We start from the raw sequence: 13,443 nt of genomic DNA, 5'->3' as shown, positions 1-13,443 counted from the left end.
TCCCTGTTATGTATTTATTTAGATTTAATTTGACAAGAGTATTTTCTGATACTAATTCTTCTAAAGCAATTCCTATTGGAGCTTCAAATTCGGCGGTTATCCTAATTTACATAAAAATTCTAATTGTCATTACTATATTCGTCTAAATGTATTCCCTATATACGATGAAACAGAGTACTTTTCACTAATCTACTTTATTTAATATCTCACAGCAAAAATCTGTCTTTTTTCTTATCTTATAGTTCAATAACTATATCCCCTACTTACTATATATTGTATTCTTTCACATAGATACTTTCTACACATATAATATTAGAGTAAAAGGAGGGAGTCCTATGTCATACACAGAATATGCATACGTTGGTGAAAGAAATAGCAACATTTCTGTTATAGATTTATCAAATAATACAATAATCGATAATATTAATATTTCAGGAGCTGTAACAGATATTTTAGCAACTAAAGATGGACGTATCGCCTATGCACATGGTTTCAATAATGTTGGAGTTATAGATACATTAAGTAATACTGTAACAACCACTATTACAACAGGCCTAAGTACTGGAAATCTTGCAATTAAGCCAGATGAAACACGTTTATATGCCACAAATTATTCAGTTGATAATGTATCAGTTATTGATACATCAAGTAATATTGTTATTACTACTGTACCAGTAGGATTTCATCCCGTAGGAATTGATATTACTCCAGATGGAACTCGTGCATATGTTGCTATTAACGGACGGCATCGTCTAGATATAATAAATACATCAACCAATACAGTTGTGGGGAATGTACCAAGCGGCCAATATCCCTTTGGCATAGCAATAACTCCAAATGGAAGATATGCTTATGTAACCAATTTCTGGTCAGGAAATGTTACAGTAGTAGATTTACAAACTAATACTATTTTTGCCAATATTGCAGTTGGCATTCAGCCTTATGGAATTGCAATTAGTTACGATGGAACTCGAGCTTATGTTACTAATTATGGTTCTAATAATGTATCTGTTATAAATACAACAAATAATACGGTAATTGCTACAATTAATATTGGGGCACCATCAAATCCAACAGGATTAACTATAAGTCCAGATGGAAGGCGGCTTTATGTAACTAATTTTATCACTAATAATGTTTCAGTAATTGACACTGCTAGTAATACAGTTATAAATACTATTCCAGTTGGAGTAGACCCATATTCTATAGCAATTATTAGACGATATATAACTACTTATTTTCGTGGTTTAAATTTATGGTAATTGTTACTTATTAAAACCTCTCCTATTAAGCAGGAGAGGTTGATTTATTTATAAATATATTATGATAATCTATTCATATACTTCAGCAGTTTATATGATACTAATAGTATTTCATCCTTACTTAAGTATGAGTTCATAGACCATATCCAAGGTATGAGTATTTTAGAAGACATAAACATTGGTTTAAAAAGTATATCAATATTAGGCTTTAAAGGATCATTAATGGCTTTATTTGTTATTACATTAGACCAAAGGTTGTTTTTAGCAAAACCCAATTTATTATAAATCGGTATAACCTCTACACTGTCAAATGATTTTGATAAATCAGTAGTTGTTATATTAATTATATTATTTTTTATAAAATAATCACTTTTATAATAAATAATTATTTGCTTCAAGGCATTCTGTAATTCTAATACATAGTTATAAAAGGGGTCTTTACAGTTAATTGAATAAATTAATTCACTAGGAGGCTTATTATTAAATCTTTCATTAATTAAATAAAAATAAGCTAAGTTATTTACTGTACGTTTAATTTGTTCTAAGCTTTCGTAGTTAATATCTATTGCTACTAAATTTAAGTTTATATTATTTAATATATCTTTTATCAAATAACCAATATCATTTACAGGAATACTTTTTTCTAAGGATGAAAGGATTTTATCATAAGGAATTCCTCTTAGAGGACCGTTCTCTATGTAAGTTATCACATTTTTAACTGAATTTTCTTTATCCTTTCCCAACTCATAAATCACTTCAATCTTATTCATATGGCACATATCTAAGAGTAAAATATCAATTTTTACTCCTGTATCTTTTTGACTCATATTTACAGCTTTACACATATCTACTAAATTCATTAAATATGGTGTGTTCTGACTTAAATCTGGTATAGCACCAACAAAAGAAAAACCGTGTCCTGAAAGAGCTAATAAATAATGTTTTGCTGGATAGTTTTCTATTCCCCATTTTATAAAATCATATAAATTATGAGGACCTGCCATATTAATATTTCCTAAATCTTCAATTAGTATTGATTTTGAGTTTAGAACATAATATCGCTTTACACCAGAGGATATTTCAGTATGTTTGGGTAATGGTTTTAAGGGAGTTAATATCTTAACCAACTCCATACTCGCTAGACCAATTTGCATTACTACATTTAAATTATGCTTAGGACCAAATTTTTCTACATCTAATTTTGATTGAATCATTTCAGGTACTAGCTCATTGTTGCCATCAGCATAGATTAGTATAGTCCATTCTTTAATGGATTTTATCATAAGGTTCTCCTTGGTAATCATGTTATAAAACATAATATGAATCTTTTTTAATATATGTTCAAATATTAAACATAATTTTCGGAGTAACAGTTGGAGGACGCCCTTTACTTGAGTATGCTTGCATTAACTTAAAATAATCTAATCCCTCCAATATCTTGCTAATCAATCTCACAAAATCATCTACTTCAATCAAATCTCCTAAATCCATTGTTAAAGATAGTTCAAAATAAACTTCGTTATTGATATAACTTTTAGTTTTTTTCATAAAAAACGGCAGGGGTCACACCCCGCCATATTTAAAATTTACATACCAGCACATACTCTATAAATTTTCTTTATTTTATCTTTTAAGACATTACCATCAACTTCCTCCTTGCTTTCTATAAACTCTATTACTTCAATCACCAAACCTGCAAGTTCTTCATCCGCTATGCTTTGGATTACTACATCTTTAGAGCTTGCTTTTAGGCTTATTTCGAATTTATGCTTTATCATTTCATTAAAAACATTATATATTTCTTTCTCATCTTCAGCCTTCTTTAACCTTCTATAAATCTCCTCAAGCTTTCTATCTTTTTTCTTCTGTCTTAGAAAATGAATTACCCCTGCTGCAGCTGCTACAGTAAGAATAAATGCTGCTAATGCAGCCCATAGGTGTTTCTTTTTTATGTTTATGGTAAAGTATTCGTCATTTGATGTATCATATGATGTTTCATAGTTCACCTGACTTATTACAACTTTTTCTACTGCTTCTGAACTGCTTTGACTGCTGTTTTGAACCTCAGTCATTTTGCCTTTAACTTCTATAGTTGTTCCTTTAATTTCTGCTTTCTTATATGTTTTTGACTCTGTATCAAAGTAAGATATTTGCATAGGTTCTATACTAAGTTTTCCTATTTTCTCCGGTACTAGTATTACCTCGAACTCTTTTTTTGCCATGTACTTGTTATCAACTATATCCTCTTCAAAGCTCTTTTCAGTTTCATAAACAGCAAATCCATCTAGTTTGCCTTTAATTATTTTCTTCAGATTATCCAGATTACAGCTTCCTGATATCATTACTTTAAGAGTCACAGAATCTCCATAGTTTATTTCATTTTCACTGTATTCTGAACTTATATTCAAGTCACCTACTATACCTGAAAACTCAGGCGGCTGATTCTTATCGGGGAGTGGTTTTACCTTTATCTCCTTCCCCTGGGTTTGAAGATAAACCGGCTTTCCAGAGCTGACGAAATCTCCTGTAGATACATCAACCTGAAATTTGTAATGAGGTATTGTAACTGTTCCTGTTTTTACTGGAGATATAAACATCTTTTCAACTTCATATTTTGCATACTTTCTTCCATTAAGATACGTAAAATCCACACAGAGTTTGTCCTCTGGAATATGATTTGTTATAGCCTCATCAATATTAACCCTTTCAAGGAAGCGGTAATTTTCAATATTGTAACGTGTATACAGCTCATAACTTACCGCCATCTTTTCTCCAAAATAAATCTCATCATGAGATATGCTTGTTTTTATAAAAATATCCTCTGCATTACCTTCTTCCTCTGTGTTTCTCTCTTGAACCTTTATGGTAAGCTCATTTGTCTCGTAGATTACGCCGCTGCAGTTTACGGTTCCTTTCAGTTTGAATTCACCTGTTTTCTTAGGCATTATTGTGAATATTATATCCCTTTGAAACTTAGATTTCCCATTTATGATTTCGGTTGATTTTGACTGTCCTGTTGATAGAACCTCAAAGTTATCTAATCCGGATATATCAACATTTTCTATGCTTTCTTCATCTATTATCGAGAGAACAAGCTGTGTGCTTACCCCTCTTCTAAGATTCAGGTTATCTATATCAAGTCTAACCTTATTACCCTCTGCAAAAACCACCGTTTGCTTAAAGATAATTACACAGATAAAAAACAAGGCAGTTAAAGAAACCATTAATTTATTCTTTTTACCAGTCATGTTCATCCTCCTTGCTGTTATCTCTAACTTTGAAATTATTTTTCAGGCTGTCCTCTTCCTTCTTCTCCAGCATCTTAAGAACCTGCATCAACTGCTGCTTATCCTGCTGTTTGTCTTCATTGTCTTTACCTTTCTCACCATTTTGATTATTCAGCTGCTCCTTCTTATTCTGCTGGTTCTGATTTTCATGCTGCTCTTTTTCTTCCTTCTGCTCACCATTATTCTGCTGGTTTTCCTGCTGCTCTTTATTCTCTTCGCTCTTCTGATTTTGATTCTGCTGTTCTTTATTTTCCTGTTTTTGATTTTCCTGATTATTATTTTCCTCTTCCTTCTGGTTCTGCTGTTGCTGCTGGTTATTATTTTCTTGTTGCTGCTGGTTTTTATTTTTTTGTTGATTCTGGTCTTTTTCTTGTTTCTGATCTTTCTGCTGGTTCTGCTTATCTTTATTCTGTTTATCTTGTTTCTCTTTTTCCTGTTTCTCTTTTTCCTGTTTTTCTTTTTCTTCTTTTATTTTCTTTTCAGTAACCTCATAGTTGTATTTTAAATCAACGTTCTTTGGAAACTTTAATATTCCAACTTTGTATGACTCAAGTGCCTTCTCATATTGTTCTCTATTGAAATATGCATTACCTATCCTTATAAATTTGTTAATTGAATCAGTCGATTGCTTGTATAGCCTAACAGCATTACCATAATCTCCTTTATTGTAAGCATACTGTGCCTTATCATATACTGATTTTCCTAATCCGCTTCTAAGTTCATCTATTCTAACAACTAATACAACAAGCATTATTAATGACAACACACCTGATATTAATACCATCCTCTTCATTTTACGTTCCTCCTCTCTGGAAGAATATAAGCAAAAATAAATAACAGCAACCCGAGTCCTAAGAAGTATTGATATATCTGCCTGTAGTCATTTATCTTTCTTGATTTAAATGTGCTGCGTTCCAGCTTGGTTATTTCTTTTAAAAGAGAATCTATTTCATCCCCTTTAACTGTTGATCCATAATAAGTTCCATTCCCCTCTGATGCTATGTTTCTAAGACTTGCTGAATCAAGTTTTGATACTATAGCTTCTCCATTTCTATCTTTCTTATAGCCAGTTTTCTTCCCGCTCTGCGGATCATAAACCGGTATAAGCCCTCCTTTTTCAGTTCCTATCCCTACGGTGAAAACCTTCAGTTTTTCATCTTTTAAACTGTTAACTACTTCTACACTCTTGGAGTTATGATCTTCTCCATCACTTAAGATTATTATTACTTTGTTTCCTGCTGAAGTTTCATTAAATGATTTTTGTGCAAGCTTCACTGCGTTTCCAATATTACTTCCCCCACCGCTTATCATATCAGTATCCACAACATTTAAAAACATCTTCGCCATGCTATAATCATCTGTAAGCGGCATCTGAACATATGCAGATGAAGAAAAAGGGATAAATCCTATTCTATCTCCATGAAGGTTGTCCAATATCTTTTCTGTTATATTCACAGCTCTGCTTATTCTGCTGGGCTTAATATCTTCAACCAGCATGCTCTTTGAAGTATCAATGAGCACGTATATATCAAGTCCTCTGCCTTCAACTTCGCTGACTCCTTTAAAAGTCTGAGGTCCCATAAGTGAGAGAACCATGATTCCTATTCCCAAAACTATAAGTATGTTTCTAAGCAGTTTGAACCTGCTCTCATCTTGAAGCTTTATCATCTTCATTATTTTTTCTTTTTTCCTGCTTCCCAGTATCAATATGCATAATACCAGCACCGGGATAACAAGATAAAATATATTTAAAGGATATTTAAAATCTAAGTTATTCATTGTTCTCCCTCCTTAAGGTATCTGTATATAGTAGTATCTGTCCAGAAAAATTCCTGCGGTAAGCAGTATAAGACCAAGTTTTATAAACATAAATCCCAATTCTTTATATCTTATAAAATTATCACCGTCAAACTCCGTTTTCTCCAGTTTGTTTATATCTGAAAATATCTGTGATAGTGCTTCTTCGTATCTTGCTCTGTAATATTTTCCTCCTGTTTCATGGGAGATATCTTCAAGAAGTTCCTCGTTTAATCCGCCCTGATACTTTTTGTATATGGTTTTACCGGAAACAAGAGTAGGCATTATGGTTGAGTCAGTTCCCACACCGATCGAGTAAATTTTCACATCCATATCCTTTGCAAGTTCTGCTGCAGTAGCTGGTTTTATGGCTCCTTCGTTGTTATCGCCATCTGTTACAAGAATGATTATTTTTGATTTGGATTCACTTTTCTTCAACCTGTTAAGACCTACGGAAAGTGCCATCCCTATGGCTGTTCCCTCTTCTTTAACATATCTTGAATCTATATCAACAAGTGATTCTTTTATGATGTTATGGTCAAGAGTCAGAGGTATCTTTGTATACGCACTTCCAGCAAATATTATCAGTGATATCCTATCATTTGGTCTCTTATTTATAAAGTCTTCTATAGTTTTTTTTGCAGCCTCCAGCCTGTTTGGTTTTAAGTCAACTGACTCCATGGAACCTGAGATATCAAGTACCACTGCAATATCAATACCTTCATCTTTAATATCAACCTCTTTATCTATAAGCTGCGGCCTTGCCAGTGCGGTAATTAAAAGTATCACTCCTGCGCATATGAAATATTTCCCTATTCTGTGTTTTATGGTTTTCTTCATTCCTGAGTTCATTAGAAGCTTCACACTTGAAAATTTAATTGCTGATTTATTTTTCTTCCATAGAAAAACATAGACCGCCAAAGGTATAAGTAAAAAGAAATACCAATTTGCAAATCTCATATTCCTTCCCCCTCTTTTATCTCCTCCATATTTTGAACCAGTTCCTCCAGTTCATTAAAAAGTTTTTGTTTCTCTTCTACTGTAGAAATAATGGGGGAGAATGTATAGTGGTCGCATTTTTTAAACCATTTTTTTATTTGTTGCATATGTTCCTGCAGCCCTTCAACTTCTTTTATCTCTCTAACTATCTCGCATGATGTTTTTCCCTTTATGCTGCAGGAGTAGACCTCTTCCATATACCTTTTAAAAATGCCCTTCATAAAAGCCAGCGACTCCTCATTCTGGAGATTTGCTTTTTTCAATGAATTCCAGAATCTTTCACAAGGTGTGAACTCTGTTTCATTTTTTCCTCTAATCAGCCTAATAATATAAAAAGTTAATGCAAATAAAAATACAGCCAGTGTTGTGTATAGAAAAAATCCATATATCATGTTGATTCCTACCTTTTCATAGCTGGAATCTCCATCAATCAATCCTCTATCTTCCTTTCCCTCCAGTGTTGAATAAACCACCACTTCTATCTCTTTATCCCCCAGTTTTACGCTTTTTTTCCCTGTCTCAAATGTACGCAGTCCTATAAGGTATGCATCCTCTTCTTTTTTAAGATGTACTATTTCAAAGTCTTTAAACTTTTCCCTTATATCTTCCTCTGTGTACACACTGCTGGAGATTTTTATATTGATTATATCCCCCACATATATCTTTCTTTCCTCCAGTGCATATGCTTGACAAACTGAAAATAAACATATATATATAAGCATCAGAAGCAGCACTGATTTTACCTTTAATTTTCTCATTTAAAATCCCTTCTTTTAAAAAATTGTTTCAGCGGCTTATAATAATCCTCATCTGTATATATTTCTATCATATTTTTCTTGTACATCTTTAAGCTATTATTTTGTGAGTATTGGTTTTTAATATTATCTAAAACTATTGTTTTTCCTGTTTCAAGGTCTTCAAATGTGAAGATTGCTCCTGATGGAATTCTCTCTTCCCCTTTATCAACCACTCTTACCATAACAAGCTCATGCTTGGATGATAATATTTTAAGCTCTCTATCATACCCCTCATCTAAGAAGTCTGAAATTATAAATACTATACTTCTCTTCTTCTGGGTGCGGATAAAATGCTTAAGCACACAGCTGATGTCTGTATTCTGTGATTTTGGGTTCAAAGTGAGTATGTGTTCTATGATTGATAGCACATGCTTTTTCCCGTTTTTTGACGGAATGAATTTCTCAATCTTGTCTGTAAACAGCATTGCCCCTATCTTATCTTTGTTTTTATTTGCTGATAGTGCTAGTGTAGCTGAAATTTCAGCAATAATTTCTTTCTTGTTGCTGAAACAGTTTGATTTTGACATGTCTATTAAAAGGAACATATTAAGCTGCCTCTCTTCACAGAACTGCTTAACGAAGGCTTTATTGTGCCTTGCTGTAACATTCCAGTCTATATTTCTTATATCATCTCCTGCATAATACTCCCTTATATCCTGAAACTCCATTCCTTTACCTTTGAATCCTGAATGGTACTCACCAGAAAAAATTTCCTCAACCATCCTGCTTGATCTTATTTCTATATGTTTGATCTTTTTAATCATTTCTCTAGTTAACATTTTTATCACCTTTTCTACGGAACACGTATAAGTTCTAGAAGATTTGCTATGATTTTTTCAGGAGTCATATCATCTGCTTCTGCTTCATATGAGAGAACAATCCTATGCCTTAATACATCATATACAACAGCCTTAATATCGTCCGGAGTAACATAATCCCTCTCTTCTAAAAATGCTCTTCCCTGTGCTGCTTTAACAAGGTTTATGGTTGCACGGGGAGATGCTCCGCACTCTATATATTGTCTGTTTTCCCTGGTTTTTAACACAATATCTAAAACATAGTTCTTTATCTTCTCATCCACATGAATCCTACTTACTACTTTTCTGATTTCCGTTATTTTTTCTCTTGATAATACCTGTTGGAAGGAAACTTCCCTCTCCTCTCCTAAACCAAACTGTTCAAGTATCCTTCTCTCTTCCTGCCTGTTTGGATATTCAACTTTAAGCTTCATCATAAATCTATCCTGCTGCGCCTCTGGAAGCTGATAAGTTCCCTGCTGCTCAAGCGGATTCTGAGTTGCAAGAACTAAAAATGGTTTTTCTAATTTATATGTGGTATCTCCTATAGTAATCTGCTGTTCCTGCATTGCTTCAAGAAGTGCTGACTGAACCTTAGCAGGTGCACGGTTAATCTCATCTGCCAGAATCAAATTAGCAAAAACTGGACCTTTCTTTATAATAAATTCTCCTGTTTTTTGGTTAAATATCTCTGTTCCTAAAATATCTGCCGGGAGCAGATCAGGTGTGAACTGTATTCTTTTAAAACCCACTCCACTTACACCTGCTATTGTGCTGGCTGTCAATGATTTTGCAAGTCCTGGAACACCTTCTAAAAGAATATGCCCACCTGTAAAAAGACCTATGAGAATTCTATCAACCATATAGTCCTGACCAATTATTACTTTATTGATTTCTTGTCTAAGTGATGTTAACAATTCCATACTCATCCTCCCCTATAAATAAAAAATAATCTTAAAAAAATAATAACATTTTTTTCATTTACTTTCAATTTTATCCTGCATATTTTTACAATCTTTTCAAAATTAAAGGGGCTGTCTCAAAATAGAAAGTAATTTCTATTTTGAGACAGCCCCTTCATTGAGAATTGCAAAAATAAAAATAAAGGACAGTAATACAATAGCCATAAAAGAGCTTGGTATATCAAATCTTATTACTTATCCAAAATTGATAAAGAAGATTAATCCCTACATACTTACTTAAAGTAATTAACCTACTCACAACAAAATCACTACCCCATAATAACCTCTAATCTTCCCAATCAATTTCATCATAAGGTTACTTTGGACTAACTTTAACAGTGGTCGTACCTCCCACACTTAAAACTAATCCAAAGTAAATTTAATCATTACTTAAATTTACTTCAACATCAATAATAGAATCTTCGTTTTCATCAATAATTTCCACGGAAACTTTGTTTACTATTGTTGTAAAACTTTCTTTAATAACACTAACATTTTTAAAAGCCTTATCTAAATCATCTCTTGAAGTAGAATTTCCGATTGTCATGTGAGGCAAGAATGTTTTATCATTTAACCACTCAGGTTTATATGGTTCTAAAATTCCAGTATATAACTTTGAACTAAGTTTTTTTATATCTTCAATACCTTCTTTCAAAACTAAGAATAGGTACATTCCTAAAGGATTATCTATTTTTATTATATCACCCATAGTTAGTCCAAAAGGTCTTGTCCTTGTAAGCACTTTTTCCAAATGTTCTTTAAGTTCAATTGAGGTAAGATTACTTTCAAATGTAAATACCAAAGTAATATGTGGTCTAACATGATTAGCAAGTGGGTCATATTTCTCTCTTATTTCATCTATAACACTAATATTATCAAATTGTGGAAATATCATTATGGTCCTTCTCTTCATATTACAGTTCACTTTAATCCCCCAATTTTAGCACTTTTCCTAATAGAATAGCTTCCACTTGGGAAATAAAAATAAGCCGAAATTCTCATTTCTGAGAACCGGCTTATATCAATGTTTATGGTACACCTAACAGGATTCGAACCTGCGACCCCCGGATTCGAAGTCCGTAACTCTATCCAGCTGAGCTATAGGTGCAAATAAGTCTGTTGAAACTCCATATCTCTTCGTTACTAATCCTCGCTCCGCTACTCGAGTACTTTCGTACACTCCGTTGCTCACTCGGATCGTGCCTCGACCTATGAATTTTCAACTATCCTTATATGTTGTTAAGCAACATATAATGTTTATTCTAATTTAAACTGGTTGAATTTACACGACTTGATCTAACCACCTTAAATCAAAATAAACATACTAAAGTACAATATTCTTTTATCAGTTCACTAACTCTGTTATTGAATTGTTAACGACCTACTTTTGTAAACATAATCATATAGTGCATTATATTTACAATTTAAAAGTACAAATGATGCACCCCGGAATATCCTTGGTACATTTTTGCTATCTATATTCTTTTAAACAACAAAAGTTTTTTATAAAAAAATGGAGCGGGTGATGGGAATCGAACCCACGCTACCAGCTTGGAAGGCTGGAGTTCTACCATTGAACTACACCCGCGTAATGTTTTATGGAGCGGTAAACGAGGCTCGAACTCGCGACCTCCACCTTGGCAAGGTGGCGCTCTACCAACTGAGCTATTACCGCATATGTATGGTGCAGATGAAGGGAGTCGAACCCTTACACCCGAAGGCGCTAGATCCTAAGTCTAGTGCGTCTGCCAATTCCGCCACACCTGCACGTTATAAGTTATTTTACTTTAATAAGTAAAATGGCTGGGATAGCAGGATTCGAACCTGCGCATGACGGAATCAAAATCCGTTGCCTTACCGCTTGGCGATATCCCAATATGGGGTGAATGATGGGACTCGAACCCACGACAACCAGAACCACAATCTGGCGCTCTACCAACTGAACTACATTCACCATGTATGGGGTGGACGATGGGACTCGAACCCACGACAACCAGAACCACAATCTGGCGCTCTACCAACTGAACTACGTCCACCATATGGAGCGGGTGATGGGAATCGAACCCACGCTACCAGCTTGGAAGGCTGGAGTTCTACCATTGAACTACACCCGCAAGAGTGGTCGGGGTGACAGGGCTCGAACCTGCGGCCTCATGCTCCCAAAGCACGCGCGCTCCCAATCTGCGCCACACCCCGATGAAATATCTTTCTCCCGACGACAAGGATTATTGTACACCATTCAAAAAAATAAGTCAACACTTTTTAAGAATTTTATCTAGAGAAAAAGGAATTTTTTAATATTTTAAGCCTTGAGAGTTTTGATATATTGGTCTAAACCCGCTTATTCACACCATATATAAATAAGCATAAAATTAAGAATGCTAGCGGCTACTATACCAAAAAATTTCTAGCATTCTTAATTGTCAATCATCCCTCAGAACTTGAAATATTATAATATATTATATCATATTTTTTTTAAATTTCAACTATGGAAGATTGAATAACTTCACCTTTAATTTCAATTAATCCAATAGTTGCTGGACCCATCCTTGGATTTCCTACGCTCCCCGGATTCATTATTAATGTATTTTGATTATACTCCTTCATAGGAGCATGAGTGTGACCAAAGAGTATTATATCGGCATCTGCTTCTTCCCCTCTGTATATGAGCCTCATAAGACTGTATTTCACATTGTATTTATGTCCATGGGTCATTAAAATCTTTTTACCCCCAACATGCTGAAGTAATTCATTTGGTGCCTTAGATCCAAAATCACAGTTTCCTCTCACCACATGAAACGGAAGTTCTATATATCTTCTTAAATATTCTACATCCCTATCATTATCTCCAAGGTGAATTACCACATCACAATGTTGAATTTTTTCCACAGCACGGCTCATCATCGACTTATTACCATGAGTGTCACTCAACACAGCTATTTTCATTTTTTCTTCTCCATAAGAACATTTGAAAGTTTCTCAAGAGCTCTACTTCTGTGACTTAAACTATTTTTCTCTTCAGCTCCCATCTCCGCAAATGTCATACCTTTGTCAGGAACAAAGAATAATGGATCATACCCAAATCCACTACCACCCCTGTAGTCTTCTATAATTCTTCCTCTTATTTCACCTTGAACATTTATAATCTCACCTTTATCATCAATAAAACACATAGCACACACAAACTGTGCACCTCTATCTTTTTGAGGAACACCCTTCATTTCTCTTAATAGTTTCTCATTATTCTTGTCTGAATCACCATGTTCTCCTGCATATCTTGCCGAGAAAACTCCTGGTGCCCCATCAAGAGTGTCTACCATTAACCCCGAATCATCAGATAAAACAAAGTCATCTTTGAATATTTCCTTGATAGCCTTCGCTTTTATCACCGCATTATCTATGAATGTATCTCCATCTTCTACTATATCAATATCTATTCCTGCTTCCTTCATCGAAACCACTTCAAATAAAAATTTGCTTAGAATAGCCTTTATCTCCACTATTTTGTGCGCATTATTACTTGCCACAATCAATCTTTTCAT

Annotated in this window: 13 protein-coding genes and 9 tRNA genes; 1 reads left to right on the top strand and 21 read right to left on the bottom strand. The window is 34.0% G+C overall.

Going from position 1 to position 13,443, the window contains the following annotated elements:
- Nucleotides 1-335: 335 nt before the first annotated feature.
- A complete protein-coding gene (locus tag KDK92_RS12000; RefSeq protein WP_250859481.1) occupies nucleotides 336-1,262 on the top strand; it encodes a cytochrome D1 domain-containing protein in 927 nt (308 codons plus the stop codon).
- Between the two features lie 59 nt (nucleotides 1,263-1,321).
- On the opposite strand, the gene KDK92_RS11995 is transcribed toward KDK92_RS12000, so the two are convergent.
- The 21 genes from KDK92_RS11995 to rdgB all read right to left on the bottom strand — a co-directional run bounded on the left by KDK92_RS11995 (nucleotide 1,322) and on the right by rdgB (nucleotide 13,443).
- The gene (locus KDK92_RS11995; protein WP_250859480.1) at nucleotides 1,322-2,545 is read right to left on the bottom strand and encodes a clostripain-related cysteine peptidase; all 1,224 of its coding nucleotides are present in this window, start codon (nucleotides 2,543-2,545) and stop codon (nucleotides 1,322-1,324) included.
- A gap of 58 nt (nucleotides 2,546-2,603) precedes the next feature.
- Complete coding sequence (locus KDK92_RS11990) at nucleotides 2,604-2,810, bottom strand: hypothetical protein (protein WP_250859479.1); 207 nt, start codon at nucleotides 2,808-2,810, stop codon at nucleotides 2,604-2,606.
- A 38-nt stretch (nucleotides 2,811-2,848) separates the two neighbouring features.
- Nucleotides 2,849-4,510: a BatD family protein gene (locus KDK92_RS11985; protein WP_250859478.1), complete on the bottom strand. Its 1,662-nt coding sequence runs from the start codon at nucleotides 4,508-4,510 to the stop codon at nucleotides 2,849-2,851.
- Nucleotides 4,500-5,342, bottom strand: a complete 843-nt coding sequence (locus KDK92_RS11980) for a tetratricopeptide repeat protein (protein ID WP_250859477.1) — start codon at nucleotides 5,340-5,342, stop codon at nucleotides 4,500-4,502. Before KDK92_RS11980 ends, KDK92_RS11985 begins: the two co-directional genes overlap by 11 nt.
- On the bottom strand, nucleotides 5,339-6,328 hold the full coding sequence (locus tag KDK92_RS11975; protein WP_250859476.1) for a vWA domain-containing protein: 990 nt from the start codon (nucleotides 6,326-6,328) through the stop codon (nucleotides 5,339-5,341). Before KDK92_RS11975 ends, KDK92_RS11980 begins: the two co-directional genes overlap by 4 nt.
- A 12-nt stretch (nucleotides 6,329-6,340) precedes the next feature.
- The gene (locus KDK92_RS11970; protein ID WP_250859475.1) at nucleotides 6,341-7,306 is read right to left on the bottom strand and encodes a vWA domain-containing protein; all 966 of its coding nucleotides are present in this window, start codon (nucleotides 7,304-7,306) and stop codon (nucleotides 6,341-6,343) included.
- Nucleotides 7,303-8,103 carry a hypothetical protein gene (locus tag KDK92_RS11965; RefSeq protein ID WP_250859474.1) on the bottom strand — a complete coding sequence of 267 codons (801 nt, stop codon included), beginning with the start codon at nucleotides 8,101-8,103 and terminating at the stop codon, nucleotides 7,303-7,305. The genes KDK92_RS11970 and KDK92_RS11965 overlap by 4 nt, the downstream gene beginning before the upstream one ends.
- A complete protein-coding gene (locus KDK92_RS11960; RefSeq protein WP_250859473.1) occupies nucleotides 8,100-8,921 on the bottom strand; it encodes a DUF58 domain-containing protein in 822 nt (273 codons plus the stop codon). The genes KDK92_RS11965 and KDK92_RS11960 overlap by 4 nt, the downstream gene beginning before the upstream one ends.
- A 14-nt stretch (nucleotides 8,922-8,935) precedes the next feature.
- Nucleotides 8,936-9,862 carry an AAA family ATPase gene (locus KDK92_RS11955; RefSeq protein ID WP_250859472.1) on the bottom strand — a complete coding sequence of 309 codons (927 nt, stop codon included), beginning with the start codon at nucleotides 9,860-9,862 and terminating at the stop codon, nucleotides 8,936-8,938.
- A gap of 418 nt (nucleotides 9,863-10,280) precedes the next feature.
- A complete protein-coding gene (locus tag KDK92_RS11950; RefSeq protein ID WP_250859471.1) occupies nucleotides 10,281-10,826 on the bottom strand; it encodes a 2'-5' RNA ligase family protein in 546 nt (181 codons plus the stop codon).
- A gap of 106 nt (nucleotides 10,827-10,932) precedes the next feature.
- Nucleotides 10,933-11,009 (bottom strand) — tRNA-Arg (locus KDK92_RS11945).
- Between the two features lie 406 nt (nucleotides 11,010-11,415).
- A tRNA-Gly gene (locus KDK92_RS11940) sits at nucleotides 11,416-11,489 on the bottom strand.
- An 11-nt stretch (nucleotides 11,490-11,500) separates the two neighbouring features.
- Nucleotides 11,501-11,576, bottom strand: a tRNA-Gly gene (locus KDK92_RS11935).
- Nucleotides 11,577-11,583: 7 nt separating this feature from the next.
- Nucleotides 11,584-11,668 (bottom strand) — tRNA-Leu (locus KDK92_RS11930).
- 33 nt (nucleotides 11,669-11,701) lie between these two features.
- Nucleotides 11,702-11,776: transfer RNA gene (locus KDK92_RS11925), tRNA-Gln, on the bottom strand.
- A 3-nt stretch (nucleotides 11,777-11,779) separates the two neighbouring features.
- Nucleotides 11,780-11,855, bottom strand: a tRNA-His gene (locus KDK92_RS11920).
- A 6-nt stretch (nucleotides 11,856-11,861) separates the two neighbouring features.
- Nucleotides 11,862-11,937, bottom strand: a tRNA-His gene (locus KDK92_RS11915).
- Between the two features lie 4 nt (nucleotides 11,938-11,941).
- A tRNA-Gly gene (locus KDK92_RS11910) sits at nucleotides 11,942-12,015 on the bottom strand.
- 5 nt (nucleotides 12,016-12,020) lie between these two features.
- Nucleotides 12,021-12,097, bottom strand: a tRNA-Pro gene (locus KDK92_RS11905).
- A 279-nt stretch (nucleotides 12,098-12,376) separates the two neighbouring features.
- On the bottom strand, nucleotides 12,377-12,847 hold the full coding sequence (locus KDK92_RS11900) for a metallophosphoesterase family protein (RefSeq protein ID WP_250859470.1): 471 nt from the start codon (nucleotides 12,845-12,847) through the stop codon (nucleotides 12,377-12,379).
- Nucleotides 12,844-13,443, bottom strand: coding sequence for an RdgB/HAM1 family non-canonical purine NTP pyrophosphatase (rdgB, locus tag KDK92_RS11895; RefSeq protein WP_250859469.1), 600 nt, complete (start codon nucleotides 13,441-13,443; stop codon nucleotides 12,844-12,846). The genes KDK92_RS11900 and rdgB overlap by 4 nt, the downstream gene beginning before the upstream one ends.

Origin of the sequence: Oceanirhabdus seepicola (genome assembly GCF_023684385.1) — a bacterium.
Lineage (GTDB): Bacteria > Bacillota > Clostridia > Clostridiales > Clostridiaceae > Oceanirhabdus > Oceanirhabdus seepicola.
This window is presented reverse-complemented; position numbering and strand designations above follow the sequence as displayed.